Here is a 21,634-nt window from a genome sequence, read left to right on the forward strand (position 1 = left end):
GCTTGACCTCCTTTTGTTGTATTCCGTAGAAATGATAATTAGTTTCCTGAAATGCTTTCAGTAATCACATCTTCTAAAATCGTTAAACCTATGTTCAGCACATCTTCTTCAATATTAAGCGGCAGCATTAGTCGAATGGTTTGCCCGCTTACACCGCAGTTCATTATAAGCAAACCATTTTCCAGTGCTTTTGATTTAATTTTAGGAACATAGTAAGGAGCAGATTGCAAATCGAATTCAATACCGATCATCATACCGACTCCACGGACTTCAACAATACCTGGTAAATGACCGATCGAGCTTTGAAGCCTGTGCACAATTTTCGCACCTAGTTTTGCACTGCGTTCGACTAACTTTTCTTCCTCAATAACCTCAATGTTTGCCAATGCCGCTGCACAAGAAACCGGATTTCCACCAAATGTCGAACCGTGACCTGCCGTCGGCCATTTTTCATGCAGCTCGCGGTTTGCCACAATGGCACCAAGAGGCATTCCGCCAGAAAGGGCTTTTGCAAGTACCAAGATATCCGGAGTGACATTCGCATGCTCTGCCGCGAACATTTTACCGGTCCTGCCGAATCCTGTTTGTACTTCATCAAAGATAAGCAAAATGCCGTGTTCATCTGTCATCTTTCTTAAAGCCTGCAAAAAGCTTGGCGGTGCCGGATAATATCCGCCTTCACCCATTACTGGTTCAATGATGATAGCCGCTACACGTGAAGGATCCACGCGTAAATCGAACAATTTTTGAAGCTGATTCAAGCAGTACTCTTCCGCATCTTCTTCTCTAATGTTTTTCAGCTGGCTGGGATACGGATAGGGAACATGGTACACCTCGCCTAAAATCGGTTCATAATAACGACGGTATTTAGAGCTTGATGCCGTAATAGCAGTTGCCCCTAATGTACGGCCATGAAACGATCCTTCAAAAGCAATGATGGCGGGTCTTCCTGTGGCCGCCTTTGCTAGTTTAAGAGCACCGTCAATGGCCTCAGCTCCTGAATTGGAGAAAAAGACCGTGTCTAGGTTTCCAGGTGTGATATGAGCAAGCTTTTCCGCCAAATTCGCTGCCGTTTCATAATAACCATAGTTTAATCCAAGATGAATCAAGGCTTCAGCTTGCTTTTTAATGGCTTCCACCATTTTTCCATTCGTATGCCCGACTGCGTTGACAGCTACGCCTGAAACGAAATCGATATATTCCTTTCCGTCTGTCGTCCAAAATTTCGCGCCATGCGCTTTTTCAATGACAAGCTCCGTTACCCTGGTCATAACCGGTGATAAATGTTTTTTTGCTTTTTCTTGGATTTCTGCTGTTTTATTTTGTAATTTCATAGAGTTCATCCTTTCTTAATTGAAGCTTGAATATGGTGAATGATTCATCTAGTATTCTTACAATCTCATCCATTTCTGTTTTGGTAACATTTAAAGGAGGGCTAATGATAAGGTGTTCCCCCTTTGTACCGTCAATCGAACCGGAACCGGGGTAAAAAACGGCACCGAGATCCATAGCAATTCCATTCAATCTTTCAGCCGCTTTTTCAGCAGGATCGAACAATAGATCCTGTTCACGATTCTTCACAAGCTCGATCCCCATTAAAAGCCCTCTACCGCGCACATCAGAGATAAAAGCGTGTTTTTGCTTCAACTCCAAAAGCCGGTTGAAAAGGTAAGGACCTTGTTTTTTGACGTTTTCCAGCACCGATTCCTGCTTATATATGTCCAATGCAGCTTGGCCGGCTGCCACCGCTACAGGATGCCCGCTATAGGTGTAACCGTGAATGAATTTCCCGTCGCTGTTTTCAATGAGCCCATCGATTACCCGATCATGAACAATCATCCCAGCAAGCGGGGCATATCCGGCTGATACCCCTTTACCAAAAGTAATCATATCCGGAACGATCCCTATCTGTTCTGTCGCAAAATTTGTGCCGGTACGACCGAATCCAGTCATCACTTCATCAATAATTAACAGAATTTGATAACGGTCACACAGCTCCCGAACTTTCTTAAAGTACCCGAGCGGCGGCGGAACAGCACCTTGCTGGCTTCCGACAATCGGTTCGGCTATAAACGCCGACACGTTCTCTGGCCCAAGCTCTAAAATCGTTCTTTCTATATCCGTAACGCACGTCCAGTTTTGGTTCGAAAGACAATCATCCTTTTGACGATCATACGGACATCGATGGCAGTACGGAGAATAGACATGGGCATAGTTTAAAAGATTAGGAGTGTAGGCATGCCTCCGTTTGACGTCCCCTCCTGCTGATAAAGAACCAATCGTGTTACCGTGGTATGACTGCCATCTCCCTATGACAATATGTTTTTGATGTCTGCCAGCATCCCGATGATATTGTCTTGCCAGCTTCAAAGCACTTTCATTTGCTTCTGAGCCTCCGGTTGTAAAATACACTTTATTTAAATCGTCCGGTGCCATTTGGCCGATTGTTTCAGCTAGCTGATGGAGCGCTTTTGTCTCGAAGCGCATGGTATGGACGAAAGCTGCTTTTTTTGCTTGTTCTGCCATGGCCTCCCCTATAGAAGTAATCCCATGGCCTAAGTTAGCTGCAACCGCACCAGAGCAAGCATCCAAATATTTTTTCCCGTTCTCATCGATGAGATAGACACCTTCACCGTGGGTAATAATCGGATACTCCTTTTTTAAATCCCGATGAAACACGTAGTCTTTTTTTATTCCATCCATCTTTCCACCACCATTGCCAATCCTAATCCCCCCGCCACACAAATCGTCGCAAGGCCATATTGCCGTTTTTGTTTTTCAAGCTCATGACATAATGTAGTGACGATCCTTGCACCGGAACATCCAAGTGGATGCCCTAAGGCAATCGCCCCACCATTAACATTGACATTATCTCCTTTTATGCCCCATTCTCGTAAACAGGCAAGACTTTGCGCAGCGAATGCTTCATTTAATTCAATCAAATCGATATCCTCCAAATGGAGCCCCGCCTTTTTCAATGCCATTTGGGATGCCGGAACAGGACCGATTCCCATTTCCTTTGGCGATACACCCACTGCAGCAAAGGAACGTATCCTTGCCATCGGGACAACTCCTAGTTGTTTCGCCTTTTCTTCCGACATCAACAACAGCATCGAGCCACCATCATTTCTTCCGGATGAGTTACCGGCTGTTACCGTACCATCCATTTGAAACACAGGCCTTAATTTTCCAAGTGTTTCAATTTCCGTTAATCTGGGGTGCTCATCTGTCGCAAAATTTCTGATCCCTGTTTTTCCTTCCTTCACCGGAACAGGAATAATTTCTTCTTCAAAACGACCCCTTTCAATGGCGCGTTTCGCTTTCTGCTGGCTTATATAAGCAAATTCGTCTTGTTCCTGGCGGCTAATGTTATATTTTTCAGCTAACCATTCTGCTGTTTGCCCCATCGTGAAACGGCCGTATATCTCCTCCGGCTGGGATTTTGGCTGACTCTCCGTATTCGAATCGTATAATGTGATATCTCCAATCTTTGGTCCAAATCGACTGCCAGCCAAATAATGGGGAGCTTGTGACATGCTTTCAACTCCCCCCGCTAACACAACGCTCGCCTGGCCGGCCAAAATCGACATAGCTCCGTTTATGACCGCCTGCATTCCCGAGCCGCACTGCCGATGGACCGTATAAGCAGGAAGCGATTCTGGAAAATGGGCCAATAGTGCAGCGACCCTGGCTATATTTGGAGCATGGGCACTCTGCTTTGTTTGCCCGACGATGACTTCATCGACCATATTGGCACCGTAACCGGAAGCGGAAAGGTTGTTTTTCATAATCAGGGAAACCAGCTCTTCTGGGCGAGTATTTACCAGTGACCCGCCAAAGCTTCCGATAGCAGTACGAAAGGCATTTACAATGACAACCACTACACGGTCACCTCTTTGCTTTTTTTGAATGACTCAGGAATGTGGAAAGGTGCATCCGTTTTCTGCTCCACTTCCCTGAGGGAAACCCCAGGGGACAGCTCAATCAAATGAAGTCCATCTGCCTTTACAGTAAATACCGCCAAATCAGTAATTATTAAATCCACTATTCGTTCGGATGTTATTGGATAGGTTAATTCCTTGACGATTTTTGGCCCCCCATCGGTATTTGTATGCTTTGTGGTGACAATCACAGTCTTGGAGCCCTCCAATAAATCCATTGCCCCGCCAACACCAAGAACACTTTTTCCTGGTACGGCCCAATTAGCAATCCGACCATTGGCATCGATTTGCAGTGCCCCAAGAATGGAGACACTTACATGCCCTCCGCGAATCATCGCAAAAGAGGAAGCGCTATCAAAAAACGATGCTCCTTCTAATACCGAAACGGGTAGTTTCCCGGCATTGACCAGATTTGGGTCCGTATGCTCCAGATCTGGAGAAGGACCTACTCCAAGAATACCGTTTTCCGAATGTAAAAACACTTTGACATCTGATGGAATATAATCAGCCACCAGCGTTGGAATCCCAATCCCTAAATTGACGATATCGCCAGGCTTTAATTCCTTCGCAGCTCTTGCAGCAATGTATTGTTTTGGATTCATGCTAGTTCCCTTCCTTTACAACGATATAATCCACGTATAAATGAGGGGTTACAATCTCTTCAGGAGAAATTTCCCCTGCCTCCACTATCTCGTCAACCTCTGCAATCACAACATTTGCAGCTGTTGCCATCATTGGATTAAAGTTTCTTGCTGATTGGTTGTAAATGAGATTTCCTAATTTATCCGCTTTTTTCGCTTTAATGAAGGCAAAATCGGCTTTAATTGGTTCCTGAAACACATATTTTTTACCGTTAAGGGCTCTCACTTCTTTGGATTCGGCGATTTTCGTTCCAACACCGACCGGTGTATAAAACCCCCCTATTCCAGCACCTCCCGCCCGGATTGCCTCAGACATCGTTCCCTGCGGGATAAGCTCTACTTCTAATTCTTGATCCTGATAGGCTTTCACGACTTCAGGATTAGAGGTAAAGTAGGAACCGATCGCCTTTTTCACTTGTTTTTGCCGTACTAAGACTCCAAGACCTCTCCCCGGCTCTCCAAGGTTATTACTAATAATCTCTAAGTCTTTCACGTTTCTTTGAGCCAAAGCGTCGATTAAACTGAGCGGACATCCGACAAGTCCAAATCCTCCTACCATAATCCGTGAGCTGCTTTTAACCATTTTTACAGCTTCAGTGCATGTAATTAGCTTGCTCATCCTTTTCCCTACCTCCTCTTTGCTTTTTTTGTGTTTTAACGGTTTGGAAAAATAAAAAACCGGACAAAACATAAATCCTCCATAAAGAATGTGTTCTAAAGAACATTCTTTACAAAGTGTTCATGTTTGCCCGGTTTTAATAAGACCATGGGAAGAGGTCATCTTCCCACTTTATTATAACCAAACGTTATGTATTCTTTTGCTTTATGTTATCCCAGTAACGTTGAACTGCCGCCTGAAGGGCCACAATGATCGCTTGCTGGGATGGAGCAAAATAAAAGCTTTGAATTCGTTCTATCAGCGGCTCAACACCGTCTCGAAGACAGTAACCAATCAGTAGTTTTTGAAAATAGTTTTTCGTTAGTTCTGTTACGAATGTAAATTCGGCGCCGATAATTTTATGCTCTTTCAGCTCCACTTCGAGTACAATTCCCGCATGCTTATACATTTCATACATGGAAGTTCCCTGTGGAGCCTTTGCATATCCTGTAACAATCACTGTATCCAGTGTTTGCATGCCCCTAATCCTCCTTTCAAAAACCAACTGATCATATTTCTAACACGAGTATACGGGTCAGAAAAAACTATGTCAATAAAAATATTCTAAATTTTCAAATATATAAGAGCGCTTTCAAAAAAACGGCTTTAGAATATTTTTTCTTGCTACGCACCAGCTGCACGGATATCAGAAGGTACGCGCCCCAATGCCATTACAGCTACGATCCTGCTGGTTCTGATATTTTTGCTTGTTCAGCATTCACACATCCATTATGACGCCGCCCTTTTGCATTTCAGCTACGGCTCTTTTTACACGATCCGTTCCGGTTTTCATAAGTAATCTACCTTGCTGATTGTGAATCTTTTTAATTCATTTGTTTTGTTTTTTTATAAAAGCATTGAGTTTCTCCTGTCACCCCAATCTTGGACACTTAGCCAAAATATTTTTTTCAATTTAAAATATGCAATTACTGTGCCAATATTAAAAACACCTATTTATAAACAGTCTTTTTAAAAAATATGCAAAATATATTGGCAGTACACTTCTTATTTTTGCGCAAAACCGCAAAAAATTTATCACCAATAAATAAACGTAAGTTGAATTCAAAAAATGTTATCTTTCGAAAAAAACGAGCATGTAGAATTATAATGGAAACGGGAACTTCTAGTTTTTTTTATGAGGATTTTAGGTACAAACTTTATTCCATCTAACACGCCCATGTAAGCAGCCGTAGCTCTCTCCGTCCCAACCTCTGAGCTAAATTTCCCCTTCCTACATTCCTTTTTCAATGAAAGGGAAAAGGATCTCCTCTATATGGTTTTAGCGTCTCATAAATAAGTTTCATGACCTCTTTATAAAGATGATTGGGTGGAATAAATGAGATTCGCAGCCAGAACTTTGTGGCTTCGTCCCTCTCATACCGCTCTTTATACCTTAAAATAAATGGATATAATAATTCTTCTAGTTTGTCAATGGAAGGTACACAAAAAAGAGGATGCCCTAAAAGTTATACTTTTAGGACACCCTCTCTATTTCTCATTATCTTTGTTAGCATCTATAATTTTAATGGCTGCCCCTCAAATGCTTTAACCTCTAATGGTGCAGCCAAGAAATCTTTTGCTTTAGCTACGAACTTGGTGAAGTGATCGCTAGAATTGTGACTGGCAACAGCTTGCATATCCTGCCAAACCTCCACCATCATATATACATGTTCATTTTCTACATCTTTTTGAAGGCGATAAGAAATATTCCCGTTCTCCTCTCTTGAAGCGGAAATAAGCGGCTGGATTTCCTCTAGAAACATGTTCTCCTTCGCTGGGTTTATTTGGAATGTAGCATGAATGATAATCATTAAACCTCAATCCCCTCTTGTTAATATTTCATTACTTCCATTGTGCGACTTGGTCAATTGGGAGACGTACAGATGGGTGCCCATTATCAGCTGCTTTACCAATAGAGATCAACATAACCGGAATATAACGATCCTTTTCCAATCCAAAAGCCTCAGCAATTTGGTCTTTTTCATATCCGCCAATTGGATTTGTATCATACCCATAAGCACGGGCAGCAAGCATAAACTGCATTGATACAAGACCGCCATCTACCAAAACAACCTCTTTCATCTCTTCGCGTGAAATGGTTTCAAAGTAGCTGGAAAAGGATGCCTGAATTCGCTCCTTTACCTCTAATGGCATAAATCCCTTATCTACAGCTGCGCCGTAGATATCTTCGAACTTCACAAAATTATTCAAATCACCAAAAACCGCAATAACAGCTGATGATGTTTCAACCTGAGTCTGATTGAACCGAGCTAGAGGGGCAAGTTTTGCTTTTGCCTCAGAGCTTTCGATCACAAGAAAACGCCATGGCTGCATATTTACGGAAGAAGGAGCACGTGTTGCTAAGGTAAGAATTTCTACCATCTCTTCGCGGCTAATTTTTACGGATGGATCGTAATTTTTTATGGAACGACGTTCTGTTACAATTTTATTAAAATCATTCATTACTTGTGCTGTTGTCATGTTGGTCATTCTTATATTCTCCTCTTTTCCCATTGAGCATTTATTCTAATATTAGTAAAAATATTATCCACTTTAGACAAAAATGATATAAATTGTCTAAAATGATATCTACGTATAAACATACTCCACTTTCTGTTAGTTGTAAACTAGGAAGAATTGGAATATCAAAATCTTCATTCACTTTATTGGATTATGATATAATTTCGGGATAAAGGAAGTGGTACTTTGAGAAAAATCGCACCTGATGAAAGACAGTTGATGAGAAAAATCCATGTAAAAAAATTGATTCCCCTCGTTCGAACGCAAGGTTTTCTTTCCCTTACCATTCAAGATATCGCCGACACGATTAATTTGAGCCGGGCTTCCTTATACAACTATTTTTCTTCAAAGGAAGATATCATCATGGAGCTGACGAATCTCTGTATTGATTATATAAATGAAGCGGGTCAAACTATTTCGAACGAAGATTTATCGTATCCACTTCGTCTTCAAAACGTGTTTGAACAGGCTGTTTTTTCGGCTGTATATGCTTCAGATATTTATTTACATGACCTAAAAAAAAGCTGCCTACATCTTTATAAAAAAAAGAGGCAGTCAAGAAAAGAACAATTGTCCAGTATTCATACTTTTTATCAAAATGGCATGAAAGCAGGGGTGTTTAACGAATTAAATGCCTCAATCCTCATAATTCAGGATGAAACGGTACTAGGGAAATTAGTGAATACCTCCTTCTTAATGGAAGAGGATTTGTCCTTGAAACAGGCGCTAATCGATTACTATGTGGCGAAGAAAACCCAGGTCCTAACGCCTGCATACCTGCAAAACACGGAAGCTGAGGATGTCCATGCCATGGTAGAGTCCATCCTGAAAAAACTAGCAGCCATCTAACTACAAAAAAAAGCTGTCATTTGTATGACAGCTTTTTTCAGTGCTATATGATTTAAGTAATTGATGTAATTATTTTATATGAAGATATTACAAGTAAGCAGGGAATTCGGACCATGCCCCTGCTTACTCCATACTATTTTTGTTGCCCCTGCCAAGGACTCTCATTTTAACACATTACATATTAACTTACCATGGCAATACTAAGTAAATATTCTTTAAAACTTCATCAGAAACTAAATCATAATATTAGGTAGTCCCTTAATCTATTGCTCCACTTTAACACAGCGCCTAGAATCCTTTTAAGAAAACTCGGGGCTCCCTCAGCATAGATCAGTATGGCGAAGTCAGAATAGGTGGAGCTGAAGTTCACCCAAAGCGACAAGTTTATGTCTTTGTCACTGTTTATCAACAAAAAAATAAAAAGATAGCTATAATTGTTGCTGAAACAGGAGAACATATCTAGAAAATAGGAAGAATAAAATCAACCCAAAAATGAGTTGTTATTATTCTCCCTATTGGTTCTATTAATAGGATAGTAAAACAATAAATTGAGGAGGGCATGTATGGAACAGGGTCAACAGGCTAAAGAGAATTTGGGCTCCGGTTCGATTATGAATCCAGAATTTGCTGGAACTGATGCACAAAAAGTAAAACAAGAAATAAAAAATGATGTAAGCCAAGGACAAGGGGCAATCACTTCCCGAGAGGCAGGAGCATTACGCGATTAAAAAACCACGCCAAGTGGTTTTTTTATTTTCCTGCCTTACACTCATTATTTGGTCTTCTTTTGTAATGGTCTGTCCCCCATCCTTCATAAAGATGTACAAAGGGGGATTTTTCATGAATATATATTTATCAGCCAATAACTTAATTAGATATGCGGTGGCCTATGTTTTTATCACTTCTTCACTAATGAAAATAATGAGTCCCGATGTAGCCAATCATTTTCTTGGATTAGGACTGCCCTATCCTCACCTAATGTTAAAGCTTGTCATTTTCCTCGAAATAGGTTGCGGAATTTTACTAGTAGTCAATAAATCTGTAAAATATGCAGCCGTACCACTAATTGGAATCATGATCATTGCTCTTTTAGTAACGAAGGTTCCCTTATTACACACTGGTTTCCTTCCATTTGCCTTTCAAGCTCGTTTAGATATTGTGATGTTGCTTTTACTTGTTTATCTATACAAGCAATATTCTAGGTAATCCTTTCGTGTGTTAGAATAATAATATCTATTATTATTGGTGAGTGAACACATTATGAACCTAAAAGAAAAAGTAAAGTCGCTGCCGCTAACTCCTGGGGTGTATTTGATGAAAGACGCCCCTGGTCATATTATTTATGTTGGAAAAGCCAAAAGCCTAAAGAAGCGCGTCCAGTCTTATTTTCAACATTCCAAAGCCCATACTCAAAAAGTTAAAAAGATGGTTTCTAACATTATTGACTTTGACTATGTGCTTACTGATACTGAATTTGAAGCCTTTTTGCTTGAATGCAAACTCATCAAGGAATTAAAGCCACCTTTTAATAAAAAAATGAAAAATCCTCATTCCTACATCTATCTGATGATAAAAATGGAGGAGGGCAAGCGGATTCTGAAAATGTCCAATTCCCTTGTGGAGAATGACGGGAATCTATATTTCGGTCCTTTTCTTAACAAGTACACTGTTGAACGAGCCATTACCGGAATAAAAGACGCTTTTAAAATAAACTGCAGCAACCCGTCCATGAAACATGGACCGTGTTTAAATTATTCTTTAGGATTGTGTATCGGAGTGTGTCTTGGAGGTTCCGCTTTAGAACAATATAACCGAATATTGGACAAAATCATTGGATTTTTGAACGGGACGGACACCGAAATACTGAAGGAAATCGAGCAAAAGATGTTAACTGCATCCGAACAATTTCAGTTTGAAGTTGCGGCAAAGTATCGGAACATCCTTGAAACAATCAATGCCCTCCTTTATAAGGAGAAGGTCATTGAGTTTACAGAGGCAAATCAAAATATTGTGATCGTTGAATCCTTAACTGAGTCTACCTTTAAACTTTTTCTTATTAAGGGTAACAAGCTTTTATATAGAGAAATACTAAATAATGAACAACCGTTCGAGACTATAAGGATGAACCTATCAACTTATTTAACACAAAGTCCGCTCAACACTCGCATTGTAGTCAGTAAAGAGGAACTTGATGAGGCGCAAATTATCTATAATTATTTAAAAAGCGGCCATTGCCGTTATCGAATTATCCCTAATGATTGGCTTGAGGCAGGGAATGATTTGCTTATTGAAAATGTACTTGAAGAATTACTAAATGAAATGCGGAATACAGATTAGAAGAAAGCAATAGCATGTGAGTAATCATTTTACTACGATAGGAAATAGGGACGGGCTCCTTGTCAACCAGTTTAATTGTCTACCCAGTCCCTATGTTACATGACTTACCTATCTAGTGTTTAAGTGTAGTCTCCTAGGAAAAAGTTATTCTGGTAATTTGCTGCGAATAATTATGAGGAAAATGCGTATTCTTTACTGACAAAAAATTGATAGAGCGCCCCATAAAGGTTGGCATCATTTTGAAACTTACAAGCAACAACAATAGGATTTGCTGTATGCAACGGGTTGGCCTTTTTGATTTCATCTAAAGCCCATTGAATTCTTTCAATTAAAATGGGTTGAGCACTAATTCCTCCACCAATCGCAAAAATTTCCGGGTCTAAAATATAGCTAAGGTTTAAGATTTGCGCTGCTAAGTAAAGGCAATATTCGTTAAATATGGCATTGGCTTCGACATCGTTGTCCTTAATATACTTAAAAACTTGTATTCCATCTGTTGTATCTTGCATTTTCTTTGTTTCGGCAATCTTTCTTACCATTTCAACAGCTGAACAAACCAAACCAAAATATTCGACTTCTTTTGTTTGTGGATTCATTACATTGTTGATATAACTTAGCTCTCCAGCAGAAAGATGGACTCCACGATGAAGTTTTCCATCAATAATAATTCCTCCCCCTACTGCACTTCCAAGTACGAGGACCACTGAATTCTTAGCATCCTTTACACTTCCAAGCCACAATTCCGCTAAAGCTGCACACTTTGCATCATTTTCTATAATCACATCGATATCGTATTTCTTTTCAATCTTATTTTTAAGATTGACTTCATGCAAAAATGGGAATGAACCGCCATTATAAATCATCCCTGTACCTACATCAATGGTACCTGGACAACTGATCGCAATCCCCTTTATATCTTTTAATAAATGCTCATCAATAATTGAATAAATCACACTTTCAAAATCAGTTAGTTTTGTTCTTGGAATTGGCTGCTTACCTTTGCTTATAATATTTGCAGCTGAATCCATTATGGCATACTTAACAAAAGTGCCCCCTATATCAATAACTAAATACATCCTAATCACCCCTCTACCGAAAAACTTTAGAATGATCCCTTATAATTGAAGTCTGGAATTGCCGTCCAGCGTCTGCGGAGTTCATGGGCAACATACTTTGGTTTACGTTCACGAGTAAAGATCCCTTTTTTATTTCCCTGAACACGGATAATCCCTTGACTTGTTGCAAAATCTGCGAAGTTCCATACCTGTTCGCCAACAAACTGGGTAAATTCATCAAACACTTCATGATTGGCACGATAGAATTCTACTTGATATTCTTCTGTAAACATGACTGGCTCTACATCGTGCAATCCTGCAACGGTATCGGCACCATACTCAGTCATCATAAACGGTTTGTTTGGGCATCGTTTAAGCCAGCCATTAAATTCTGCACGAAGTTTTTCTTTTGCTGAAGCGAAATTGCCACCATCAACATACCAGCCGTAATATCGATTAAAAGTAAGGATATCCAAAAGTTCCGCAACTTGGTCTTTTTCTGGTGAAGATTCAATTTGAGTGACAAGAGTAATAGGTCGTTTTTGCGGGTCAAGTTCTCTTGCCAGTTCTACTAGCGGCTTAAAGTATTCATATGCTCCCTCTTCCTCTGAAGCAGGTTCATTTGCTATATTCCACATAACCACCGACGGATGGTTTTTATCACGTTCAATTAATTCCTTGATAACTTGTTGATGATGCTCGAATGTCTTGAGCTCCTTCCAAGTATTTCGAAGATTCCCTCCGTTATACATGACCATCATATTCAAGTGCAAACCGACGGCTGGTACTTCATCAATGACGACAAAGCCTTCACGGTCAGCAAGACGCATGATTTCTTCCGAATATGGGTAATGGGCCGTACGGAAGGAATTAGCTCCGATCCATTTCATTAGGTTGAAGTCCAAAACATTTGCGGCTTCATCAAATCCTCTTCCATGGATAGGTGAATCTTCATGTTTACCAAAGCCTTTAAAATAAAATGGTTTATTATTAATCAGGAACTTCCCTTCTTTTATCTCTACCGTCCTGACACCAAATGGCTGTTCGTACACATCAACGGTTTTCCTGCCCATTTCTAACTCTACCCGTAGTGTGTACAAGTAGGCATTTAATGGCTCCCACAGTCTAACATTGGGAATGCTGATTTCCCCTTTAGCTCCATTTGCCTCACCCACGACATCACCAGATTGATTGATCACCTTCACTTTTACTTGTGTGGAACCAGTTATATCCACACAATAGTGAAGCAGTCCATCTTTTTCCGTTACAATGGTGATATCCTTCACGTAAGTTGTCGGTGTTGTATAAATTTTAACTGGCCTGTGTAAACCAGCATAATTAAAAAAGTCAAAGTTTGGCTGGTTACGGATTACTTTGCCTAGACCGGGAATCTCCTTTTCCGTTACAAAGCCAACCGGCAAGGTGGTCTCATCCACAATATTATTGACAGCAACCGTTAATCGATTTTTCCCCTTTTTTAGAAAATTATTGATTTCCGCCTCAAACGGTAAGAAACCACCTTTATGCTCGGCTGCCAGTTCCCCATTAACATATACTTTTGCAATATGAGTGGCTGAACCAAATCGTAAAACTACCCGTTCAGCGGTAAGAATATTCGGGATGGTCATTTCTCGCTCATACCAAACCCAGCCAACATGGTCACGTATATTTGCGTGCACCCCAATATCATTAAACGATGAGGGAACAGCCATGCTTCTTGTATCGGACAAATTGGCATTATGCCAATTTTCTTGAAATCCAATTCCTGGATCAAGCTTAAATTTCCAAATCCCATTTAAATCTATGATACTACGTGTTTCAGTAACAATTGGAAATAACATTTCAAAATCTCTCCTTTTACTCTACTAGAGTCGTATCTTGATTGTATCGCAAAGAAACCAAGGTTTCTGATTATATCAGGTTAATGAAAGGGAGATAGCTAAAGGTGATCCTAACTATCTCCTCTCTTTCATGCGGATTTACCAGAATTCATTTCATTTCTTTTTACTTCTATATCATTAACAAGTTGGGCCGTACGTTTTTTGTTTAAAGGATATACGAATCCAAGAAATATAAAAACCAAGAATAGACCAATTGCGGGTATTAAAGTAGCTAGTGTATGGATTCCATGAAGTGTACTTTGAGTTTGTGACTGTAGGGCTGGATTATAGCCAACCGCTGCAACAGCTGCACCACCTATACCGCCGGCAACAGCCTGTCCTACTTTACGCGCAAAAGAGTATAGGGAATAAATGGTTCCGTCCTCCCGTAAACCGGTTACATATTCATGGTAATCTACTAGGTCCGTAATGAACGCCCAACTAACTAAGTTAAATAGGGCATAACCAAACATGCCGATTGATAAAATGGCAATATATTGGATAGCTGATAAATTTGGCAAAAGGTATAAAATGAAATAGACCATTGTTGCAAGCAAAAATCCTGCCGAAGCCACTTCTTTTTTCCCGAATTTTGAAACCAATGGTTTAATAAGAGGCATCCCTATAAATATCGTTGCTGATTGAACAAGGCTAAGTACACTTAATATTTTTGCATTTCCGAAGTAATCCTTAAACAAATAAGTATTCACAGTTCCAATTAACATTAAACTAATTAAGAATATAAGAGATCCAATAAGAAAAACGATTAATGGCTTATTCTTGGAAATACCTTTCAGGGTTTTGGCCAAATTAACATTTGGTTTCGCGCTTTCATTTATGACTACTCGTTCAACACTTAATTTATAGCAAGCCATATAACTTGAGATTGATAGAATTCCGAAAATGATTGCGGCCATTAGAAAGTGATTTGCATCCGCTTTATTATTTACAAACATGAGCAATGGTCCGACAACTCCGACAATTAATTGGGCCAAAGTCGCTCCAAGAGATCTCCAAGTTGATAATGTGGTCCGTTCTACTGGATCGCCTGTAATTACAGAAGCCATTGAGCCGTATGGGATATTTACCGTACTATACAAGGTTCCCCATAGAATGTAGGTTACATAAGCATACGCTGTATAAAATCCATTTGACATCCCTGGAATATGAATAAACATTAAAACCCCGGAAAATACAAGTGGGAATGACATTCTATAAATCCAAGGTTTAAATTTCCCGTTTTTCCCTGCTTTCCTTGTATCAATAAAGCGTCCCCATGAAATGTCTGCAACAGCATCCCACAAACGGGCTAACAGGAATAACCCTCCTACACCAGCAGGATTGAGATGAAAAACGTCAGTATAATAGACCATCAAGAAGGATCCGACAAGTCCAAAAAAGAAATCATTACCAAAATCACCAAATAAATATCCAACCTTATCTTTGAAACCAAAAGGACGCATATTAGTCACCTCGAAATATTTTTTCTATCGAATATTGCTAAAAATAAATGCGGCTTAATCATGTATGCGATTACATTTTAATTAAATTCTATTATTGGGCAATTTACTAGACTAATATTTCTATCCATCTCCTCTATGTTCAGAATATTGAAATCGATTTCTTAAACAGATTATAGTTTTTATTATTAATAAATTATGGTATGTTTTACAGATAAAAAGGATGAACTACAGATTAATTTTCTTCCTTTTTTAAACATGATTGGGGGATTTAATGTGCATATTTTGAAACAAGAGGAGATCAATTATATTTGTACATTAGCTTTTAACATGTATAAAATACCAGTTTACTTTTACAATCATCGTGGTGAGTTAGTCTTTGATGCCGCCCCTAATTCTCTATATAATCCCTTGTATCCTTCTAATTCAGCTATAATCGCTGAGCTTTTTTCTGGAACGGCACTTCATAATTTCCCAGTATTAAAGGAAACAAAATACCTGGAGAAATTTTTTTCAATTAGCGTCCATTCTAACCATCAATTTAGCGGAAATATAATTGTTGGTCCTGTTCTTAATTTTAGGATGACCGATGAAACCATCAATGGAACGCTAAGAGACCTGCAAATCAAGGTAAATAAAGAGGAAATGATTCATTATTATACTGAACTTCCTGTGATAAGTAATTTTAATTTTATTAATATGAGCATGGTTATTTATTACATGGTTTATCAACAACCATTGTCATTGGCAGATATCTTGCAGAATAATGATGGAGTAGAAAAGGAACGGATTGAGGTAGAGCCTCCAGATTCCCGAATAACCGAAGGACGCCAAACGAAAATGGTTCATACTGACATATCGATTGAAAAGAAATTCTTAAATTATATAAAGCTGGGGAAAAAAGATAAATTATTAGAAAGTTTCCACGCAGTTCAAAAACAAGGAAAAAAAGGGGTACTTTCGAAGACAAGTTATTTGCGGAGTCAAAAAAATCTAGCTATTTCAATCATTACACTTGCGACAAGGGCAGCAGTGGAAGGTGGTCTTTTTCAGGAGATAGCCTACAACCTCAGTGATTTGTATATACAGAAGCTTGAAGAACTAACTGAAAGTAAAGCAGTCGATCAATTAGTAGAAACTGCCCTTTTAGAATACGCAGAACGTGTGGAAAATAGTAAAAAACATCAATATTCCAAACCCATAAACATGTGCCAAAATTATATTTTTAACCATCTTTACGAGAATATAACACTTTCCCAACTAGCTGAATTAACTTCCTTGAATCCCAATTATCTATCCAATCTTTTTAAGAAGGAAGTAGGAATTTCATTTCTTCAATTTATCCAACAGACTAGGATAGAGGAAGCAAAAACCTTATTGTCTTATTCGAGTTATACTTTAGCGGAAATTTCCACTCTTCTTAACTTTCATGATCAAAGTCATTTTGCAAAGATTTTTAAAAAATTTGCTGGTGTAACACCAAAACAATTTATAAATGGAAATATGGAAGGATAATTAATCATTTTGAAGGAAAAAAGTAGTAAAGAAAAGAAATAAATAAAGGATAACGAACAGAGGTGATAACTTGTTAACAAAAGAAGAATTAGCTTCCATTAAAGAACTTCAAAATATTTGCGAGCAAGCTGACGGTTTCCAACTGAAGCTTAATTTTGACATGCTTGAAAATAGAGAAGGAAAAGAGAAAGAAGACTTCTTTCATTATGAAGACGGTAAGCTTGTCGGTTTTCTCGGCAGCTATGGCTTTGGAAACAAAGTGGAGCTTTGTGGGATGGTCCACCCAGATTACCGCCGTAGAGGTATTTTTACTAAATTGCTAGCTTTGGGACTGGAGGATTCAAAAAGACGGAGATTTCAAACGATTCTATTAAATGCTCCAACAGACTCTCAATCGGCAAAGGAATTTCTAAAAAATATCCCATGTACTTTTTCGGTTGCCGAATATCAAATGAAATGGAAAAAAACAGATTTAATCGAAGACCCTGCTGTTACCTTAAGGCTTTCTACCACAGCGGAGGATTTTGAAACAGAAGTACAGCTTGAAGTCTTGGCCTTTGGATTTGAGGAGGAAGAATCTCGGAAGTTTAATCTAAAGCTCAGAGAAAGCCACTCTGATGAACATTTCATTATTGAAGCAGATGGGAAAGCCGCCGGCAAAATGCGCGTCGCTGAATCTGATGGTGAAGCTTGGATTTATGGGTTTGCCGTATTTCCCAAACTACAAGGAAAAGGAATTGGCAGAAAAGCTCTTTCCAAGATTGTCAAGCTGGAAGATCAAAAAGGCTTGTCTGTTTTCCTTGAGGTAGAAGCGAAAAATGCGCACGCCCTTAAGCTCTATGAATCATGTGGATTTAGAAGCTACCATTCTCAGGATTATTATTTTTATCAAAAATAGTTTAAAGAGCTTTTCTATGATACCCATGGAAAGGCTCTTTCTCTTTGATATTCATAGATATAAAGCACTATTTGCGGATAGCTTCCGCAACTTGCTCATGGCTTCTCCAACTTTACATCCTTTAGATTAATCTTCAAAATAGTGGATTAACCAACTTTCGGGAAAATCAACTTTGTAACTTCGTTGTCACTTCAGCAGCCGCTTGTTGTACTTGTTTGATTAATTTAGGGATAGTTCGCTCGTTTATTCTAGTTATAGGTCCGGCGATACTAACAGCGGCTATTGGTTTGCTATTACTATTCCTGACAGGAGCGGCGATTGACACAACCCCTTCATGGAGTTCTTCCCTACTTACCGCATATCCTTGGGCTCGGATTGTATCCAATAAATTCTTTAACTTTACCGAGTCTGTGATGGTCTTTGATGTAAAGGATATTAGTCCCTTCTCCATTACATGATCGATAGTGGAACTCTCTTGGTGCGCTAACAATACTTGTCCAGTACTCGTGCAATGAAGCGGATTTTTCTTCCCAGCATGTGATAATAAATGGACTGGATGAGCACTATCAATTTTTAGGAGATACAAAAGCTGAAAATCTTTTAAAATACCAATATGGGCCGTTTCACCAGTCCTCATTGCTAGTTTTTCAATACTATCAATCGATAAATGGTATAGATTTTCCTTTTTAATGAGTGTATTTCCTAAAGCTAGTACAGATGCCGCAAGACGGTACGATTTTGCGGAGGGATCCCTGACAATAAAACCTTCCATTATTAATGTATGAGCCAAGCGGTATGCTGTGCTTTCCCCAATTTCTAACCGATCAGCAATTTCCTCTAATTGTAACTCCGGTTCTTCCACGGAAAATAGGTGGAGGAGACGAAGAGCATTTCTTAAAGACGAATAATGATAACTATTCATAGCAGGGTATCTCAATGTCTTGTCCATACCTTGTCTGGAATATATCCTAATCTCATTGATAGTTCATTAGCTGCTTCAATAATTCTTTCTGTAAACCATATCATTCTATGATTTTGAATTCGATCCCGTGTTCCTATAACACTGACGGCTGCTACTACCTCTTCAGTATAGTCCCTTACTGGAGCAGCGATACTCACGGCATTCTCATGCATTTCATCAATACAAATGGAAAATCCCTGTTTTTTAATCTTGGTTAATTGTTCGGTTAATTGTTCGGGGTCTGTCTGACTGTTTGGTCCCATCTGTGGAAGTCCCTCCTGCAATATCCGTTCGATAGAACTCTTTTTCTGATAAGCTAATAAAACTTTGCCGGAACTTGTACAAGTGACCGGGTTTCTTTTTCCTATTGAAGATTGAAGCTTGACTGGGTTGTTGCATTCTACTTTATGGACGTATGTTATTTCATTTCCTTCCAAAATAGCAAGGTGAGCTGTCTCCCCTAATTCGGCAACTAAACTTTTTAATACGTCTTTCGATTCTCGATGGATTTCTAAATGGGATGTAATGACACCGCTAATAGAAAGTAACGAAAATCCAAGACTGTATTTTTTGCCCTCTTTTTGTAAAAATCCCTCCTCTACCAAATCTATAATTAACCTACTAACGGAACTTTTACTAATTTGCAGAGCATGGGCCATTTCAGTTACTCCCCAAACTGGTTTTTCCAACGTAAAAAGGTGTAATATTTGCAGTCCATTCTGGACCGATTGTAAAACGGACGTTTTTTTATTAGTCGAAATGATACAAATCACCTCAAAAGATTTCATTTGTTCCGTATATAAGAAGTTAACACTACTATTCAGAATATTTTAATTATATTATATCTTTATCAAAATATAAAACGCTTTCAATTAAAGGAGCTGAAAATATTGAAAACACAGGTTGGAATTATCGGGGCCGGGCCAGCTGGTCTTATTCTTGCACAATTACTTCATCTACAAGGTATTGATTCTGTTATTTTAGAGCGTAAATCCCGAAACAATATCGAGGGGACCGTAAAGGCAGGTATTTTAGAACAAACAACTATTGATATTTTAAGAGATATAGGTGTCGGTGACCGGATGGATCGGGAAGGTCATTTTCATAATGGCAACTACTTTCAATTTAATGGGCAAAGACGCCATATTGATTTAAAAAAATATTCTGGCGGCAAGCAGGTGGTTGTTTATCCGCAGCATGAAGTGATAATCGATCTGGTCAATGCTCGCTACGAAAATGGCAAAGACATTATCTTTGACGTGGAAAATGTCACTCTACATGATATTGATACAAACCAACCAAAAATAAGGTACCGTAAAAATGGGTTGGATGAAGAACTTGTCTGTGATTTTATCGCAGGCTGTGACGGCTATCATGGACCAAGCCGCCTTGCGATTCCTGATCATATTAGAAAAGAGCATGTACATTTTTATCAGTATGGCTGGTTAGGCATCCTCTCCGATTCCGCACCCGCAGCTGATGAATTAATTTATGCCTATCATAACCAAGGATTTGCTTTACTGAGCACGCGTACACCTATTCTCCAACGACACTATCTTCAAGTGGATCCGTTCGATGATATTGCCAATTGGTCGGATGATCGTATTTGGTCGGAATTAACGGCACGAACAAAAACAAATGATGGCTGGCAGGTGCCAGATGGACCGATTAATTCAAAAGGAATCTTTCAAATGCGGAGTTTCGTTTGTGAGACGATGCAATTTGGCCGCCTCTTTATTGCCGGGGATGCTGCTCATACGGTCCCGCCAACAGGTGCCAAGGGACTAAACCTTGCCGCTACGGATGTTAAAGTCATGTCCCGCGGAATTACCGAGTTTTATCAGAGTGGCAGTAAGGATATACTGAATCGATATTCAGAAATTTGTCTTCGTCGTGTTTGGAAGGCAGAACGTTTCTCTTATTTTATGACCAGACTTCTTCATACCAACCCTAAATTTGATTCCTTTGAACGGGGAGTTCAGTTGGCAGAGTTAGATTACTATACTTCTTCTGTAGCTGGATTAAGCACGATCGCCGAAAATTATGTTGGCTTGCCGATTCAGTGGGAGAAAGAAAAGGATTTAACGACTTTAATCTAAAAAAAACTTTTGGATATAGTTGGAAATTGGGCCAAAATTGTAAAAAAATGAGCCCATCACTGGAGAAAACAGCCAATGTAGGCCAAGATAAAGCCAAACTAACCACAAAATGAGCCAAAACCTATAGAAAATCAGCCAATCAAATATTCAGGCATTAAAAAAGGGGTTTGACTGTGATCAAACCCCTTTTTTTCTTTCATTATTATTCTTTTTGCAGCTTTAATAAGTGCCTCTGAACGGTCAGACTCTTTTTAACTTCAATAATTCTTTAATCAAAATGTATAAAGCCATATCTGTTTCCGAAGCCCCTTTTATTATTTTTGTAGGACAACAATAATTTGTGGCTGAATCAGACTGGTCTTCTGACACGCCTTTAGCTTTTTTGATGTTTTAATCCGAATCCCTGGATAATGATAAAGTAAGAAAAAACACACGATCTTGCAGCCGTGTGTTTCTCCAAAAGCTAATATCGTTTACACTATTTACTTACACAATGTACAGATAAGGAATGAAACCAGTTTTCGATTAAGAATCCTTGGAATCTTCCCTATCTTAGCAAAAGCTATAAATTACTTAGAACTAAAATTAGCTTTGCTTTGGCTTAAACGTTTTACAACAAGTCTCCGCTGAATGACCAGCAGTATCTTGATGATTCTTTTCACCTAACTCAGCAGACATTTCGGTATCATATCTTGCATGCTTATCTAGTTCAACCATAATCTTATCAGCAGTACAAACATTTCCATTTCCATAAAAAGTACAGTTCGAAATCGCACAAGAAACTTCTACTTTGGGCATTTTAGTACCTCCCTTTTGTTTT

At 39.1% G+C, this 21,634-nt stretch carries 21 protein-coding genes and 1 pseudogene; 7 read left to right on the plus strand and 15 right to left on the minus strand.

What is annotated here, in order from left to right:
• Nucleotides 1-38 precede the first annotated feature (38 nt).
• The 9 genes and pseudogenes from V7077_RS12130 to V7077_RS12170 form a co-directional block, all read right to left on the minus strand.
• A complete protein-coding gene (locus tag V7077_RS12130; protein ID WP_335501806.1) occupies nt 39-1,334 on the minus strand; it encodes an aspartate aminotransferase family protein in 1,296 nt (431 codons plus the stop codon).
• Nucleotides 1,318-2,703: an aspartate aminotransferase family protein gene (locus V7077_RS12135; RefSeq protein ID WP_335501808.1), complete on the minus strand. Its 1,386-nt coding sequence runs from the start codon at nt 2,701-2,703 to the stop codon at nt 1,318-1,320. The genes V7077_RS12130 and V7077_RS12135 overlap by 17 nt, the downstream gene beginning before the upstream one ends.
• Nucleotides 2,691-3,881 carry a thiolase family protein gene (locus tag V7077_RS12140; RefSeq protein ID WP_335501810.1) on the minus strand — a complete coding sequence of 397 codons (1,191 nt, stop codon included), beginning with the start codon at nt 3,879-3,881 and terminating at the stop codon, nt 2,691-2,693. The genes V7077_RS12135 and V7077_RS12140 overlap by 13 nt, the downstream gene beginning before the upstream one ends.
• Complete coding sequence (locus V7077_RS12145) at nt 3,881-4,543, minus strand: 3-oxoacid CoA-transferase subunit B (RefSeq protein WP_335501813.1); 663 nt, start codon at nt 4,541-4,543, stop codon at nt 3,881-3,883. The genes V7077_RS12140 and V7077_RS12145 overlap by 1 nt, the downstream gene beginning before the upstream one ends.
• A gap of 1 nt (nt 4,544) precedes the next feature.
• Nucleotides 4,545-5,201, minus strand: coding sequence for a CoA transferase subunit A (locus V7077_RS12150; RefSeq protein WP_335501815.1), 657 nt, complete (start codon nt 5,199-5,201; stop codon nt 4,545-4,547).
• Nucleotides 5,202-5,388: 187 nt separating this feature from the next.
• Nucleotides 5,389-5,718 carry a DUF3870 domain-containing protein gene (locus tag V7077_RS12155; RefSeq protein WP_335501817.1) on the minus strand — a complete coding sequence of 110 codons (330 nt, stop codon included), beginning with the start codon at nt 5,716-5,718 and terminating at the stop codon, nt 5,389-5,391.
• A 152-nt stretch (nt 5,719-5,870) separates the two neighbouring features.
• Nucleotides 5,871-6,033 (minus strand): annotated as a pseudogene (locus tag V7077_RS12160) (pyridoxal 5'-phosphate synthase lyase subunit PdxS); the annotation flags it as partial.
• Between the two features lie 721 nt (nt 6,034-6,754).
• Nucleotides 6,755-7,051, minus strand: coding sequence for a putative quinol monooxygenase (locus tag V7077_RS12165; RefSeq protein ID WP_335501819.1), 297 nt, complete (start codon nt 7,049-7,051; stop codon nt 6,755-6,757).
• 31 nt (nt 7,052-7,082) lie between these two features.
• The gene (locus V7077_RS12170; protein ID WP_335501822.1) at nt 7,083-7,730 is read right to left on the minus strand and encodes a nitroreductase family protein; all 648 of its coding nucleotides are present in this window, start codon (nt 7,728-7,730) and stop codon (nt 7,083-7,085) included.
• Between the two features lie 216 nt (nt 7,731-7,946).
• On the opposite strand from V7077_RS12170, the gene V7077_RS12175 reads away from it, so the two are divergent.
• The 4 genes from V7077_RS12175 (at nt 7,947) to V7077_RS12190 (ending at nt 10,946) form a co-directional block, all read left to right on the plus strand.
• The gene (locus V7077_RS12175; RefSeq protein WP_335501824.1) at nt 7,947-8,609 is read left to right on the plus strand and encodes a TetR/AcrR family transcriptional regulator; all 663 of its coding nucleotides are present in this window, start codon (nt 7,947-7,949) and stop codon (nt 8,607-8,609) included.
• Nucleotides 8,610-9,172: 563 nt separating this feature from the next.
• A complete protein-coding gene (locus V7077_RS12180; RefSeq protein WP_335501826.1) occupies nt 9,173-9,337 on the plus strand; it encodes a hypothetical protein in 165 nt (54 codons plus the stop codon).
• A gap of 112 nt (nt 9,338-9,449) precedes the next feature.
• A complete protein-coding gene (locus V7077_RS12185) occupies nt 9,450-9,815 on the plus strand; it encodes a DoxX family protein (RefSeq protein ID WP_335501828.1) in 366 nt (121 codons plus the stop codon).
• Nucleotides 9,816-9,869: 54 nt separating this feature from the next.
• On the plus strand, nt 9,870-10,946 hold the full coding sequence (locus tag V7077_RS12190) for a GIY-YIG nuclease family protein (RefSeq protein WP_335501830.1): 1,077 nt from the start codon (nt 9,870-9,872) through the stop codon (nt 10,944-10,946).
• A gap of 170 nt (nt 10,947-11,116) precedes the next feature.
• Here V7077_RS12190 and V7077_RS12195 read toward each other — a convergent pair whose 3' ends face one another.
• The 3 genes from V7077_RS12195 to V7077_RS12205 all read right to left on the minus strand — a co-directional run bounded on the left by V7077_RS12195 (nt 11,117) and on the right by V7077_RS12205 (nt 15,344).
• Nucleotides 11,117-12,022 carry an ROK family protein gene (locus tag V7077_RS12195; RefSeq protein ID WP_335501833.1) on the minus strand — a complete coding sequence of 302 codons (906 nt, stop codon included), beginning with the start codon at nt 12,020-12,022 and terminating at the stop codon, nt 11,117-11,119.
• 26 nt (nt 12,023-12,048) lie between these two features.
• Nucleotides 12,049-13,842, minus strand: a complete 1,794-nt coding sequence (gene uidA, locus V7077_RS12200; RefSeq protein WP_335501835.1) for a beta-glucuronidase — start codon at nt 13,840-13,842, stop codon at nt 12,049-12,051.
• 128 nt (nt 13,843-13,970) lie between these two features.
• Nucleotides 13,971-15,344, minus strand: coding sequence for an MFS transporter (locus tag V7077_RS12205; protein ID WP_335501837.1), 1,374 nt, complete (start codon nt 15,342-15,344; stop codon nt 13,971-13,973).
• A 273-nt stretch (nt 15,345-15,617) separates the two neighbouring features.
• Here V7077_RS12205 and V7077_RS12210 point away from each other — a divergent pair, with 273 nt between their 5' ends.
• Entirely contained in the window at nt 15,618-16,856 is a 1,239-nt protein-coding gene (locus tag V7077_RS12210) for a helix-turn-helix domain-containing protein (RefSeq protein ID WP_335501839.1), read from the plus strand.
• 70 nt (nt 16,857-16,926) lie between these two features.
• Nucleotides 16,927-17,754: a GNAT family N-acetyltransferase gene (locus V7077_RS12215; protein WP_335501841.1), complete on the plus strand. Its 828-nt coding sequence runs from the start codon at nt 16,927-16,929 to the stop codon at nt 17,752-17,754.
• A 166-nt stretch (nt 17,755-17,920) separates the two neighbouring features.
• On the opposite strand, the gene V7077_RS12220 is transcribed toward V7077_RS12215, so the two are convergent.
• Nucleotides 17,921-18,676, minus strand: coding sequence for an IclR family transcriptional regulator (locus tag V7077_RS12220; protein ID WP_335501844.1), 756 nt, complete (start codon nt 18,674-18,676; stop codon nt 17,921-17,923).
• 11 nt (nt 18,677-18,687) lie between these two features.
• On the minus strand, nt 18,688-19,503 hold the full coding sequence (locus V7077_RS12225; protein WP_335501846.1) for an IclR family transcriptional regulator: 816 nt from the start codon (nt 19,501-19,503) through the stop codon (nt 18,688-18,690).
• Nucleotides 19,504-19,605: 102 nt separating this feature from the next.
• Between V7077_RS12225 and V7077_RS12230 the strand changes: the two genes are divergently transcribed.
• Entirely contained in the window at nt 19,606-20,814 is a 1,209-nt protein-coding gene (locus V7077_RS12230; protein ID WP_335501849.1) for a 4-hydroxybenzoate 3-monooxygenase, read from the plus strand.
• Nucleotides 20,815-21,399: 585 nt separating this feature from the next.
• Here V7077_RS12230 and V7077_RS12235 read toward each other — a convergent pair.
• Entirely contained in the window at nt 21,400-21,612 is a 213-nt protein-coding gene (locus tag V7077_RS12235) for a DUF1540 domain-containing protein (RefSeq protein ID WP_335501851.1), read from the minus strand.
• Nucleotides 21,613-21,634: the final 22 nt, after the last annotated feature.

Origin of the sequence: Neobacillus vireti (assembly GCF_036962465.1) — a bacterium.
GTDB lineage: Bacteria > Bacillota > Bacilli > Bacillales > Cytobacillaceae > Neobacillus > Neobacillus vireti_B.

What these genes read in the sequence shown, in the direction of transcription:
- V7077_RS12130 (WP_335501806.1), bottom strand. Translation starts at nt 1,334, where the DNA reads ATGAAATTACAAAATAAAACAGCAGAAATCCAAGAAAAAGCAAAAAAA.
- V7077_RS12135 (WP_335501808.1), bottom strand. Translation starts at nt 2,703, where the DNA reads ATGGATGGAATAAAAAAAGACTACGTGTTTCATCGGGATTTAAAAAAG.
- V7077_RS12145 (WP_335501813.1), bottom strand. Translation starts at nt 4,543, where the DNA reads ATGAATCCAAAACAATACATTGCTGCAAGAGCTGCGAAGGAATTAAAG.
- V7077_RS12150 (WP_335501815.1), bottom strand. Translation starts at nt 5,201, where the DNA reads ATGAGCAAGCTAATTACATGCACTGAAGCTGTAAAAATGGTTAAAAGC.
- V7077_RS12155 (WP_335501817.1), bottom strand. Translation starts at nt 5,718, where the DNA reads ATGCAAACACTGGATACAGTGATTGTTACAGGATATGCAAAGGCTCCA.
- V7077_RS12165 (WP_335501819.1), bottom strand. Translation starts at nt 7,051, where the DNA reads ATGATTATCATTCATGCTACATTCCAAATAAACCCAGCGAAGGAGAAC.
- V7077_RS12170 (WP_335501822.1), bottom strand. Translation starts at nt 7,730, where the DNA reads ATGACCAACATGACAACAGCACAAGTAATGAATGATTTTAATAAAATT.
- V7077_RS12180 (WP_335501826.1), top strand. Translation starts at nt 9,173, where the DNA reads ATGGAACAGGGTCAACAGGCTAAAGAGAATTTGGGCTCCGGTTCGATT.
- V7077_RS12185 (WP_335501828.1), top strand. Translation starts at nt 9,450, where the DNA reads ATGAATATATATTTATCAGCCAATAACTTAATTAGATATGCGGTGGCC.
- V7077_RS12190 (WP_335501830.1), top strand. Translation starts at nt 9,870, where the DNA reads ATGAACCTAAAAGAAAAAGTAAAGTCGCTGCCGCTAACTCCTGGGGTG.
- V7077_RS12195 (WP_335501833.1), bottom strand. Translation starts at nt 12,022, where the DNA reads ATGTATTTAGTTATTGATATAGGGGGCACTTTTGTTAAGTATGCCATA.
- uidA (WP_335501835.1), bottom strand. Translation starts at nt 13,842, where the DNA reads ATGTTATTTCCAATTGTTACTGAAACACGTAGTATCATAGATTTAAAT.
- V7077_RS12205 (WP_335501837.1), bottom strand. Translation starts at nt 15,344, where the DNA reads ATGCGTCCTTTTGGTTTCAAAGATAAGGTTGGATATTTATTTGGTGAT.
- V7077_RS12220 (WP_335501844.1), bottom strand. Translation starts at nt 18,676, where the DNA reads ATGAATAGTTATCATTATTCGTCTTTAAGAAATGCTCTTCGTCTCCTC.
- V7077_RS12225 (WP_335501846.1), bottom strand. Translation starts at nt 19,503, where the DNA reads ATGAAATCTTTTGAGGTGATTTGTATCATTTCGACTAATAAAAAAACG.
- V7077_RS12235 (WP_335501851.1), bottom strand. Translation starts at nt 21,612, where the DNA reads ATGCCCAAAGTAGAAGTTTCTTGTGCGATTTCGAACTGTACTTTTTAT.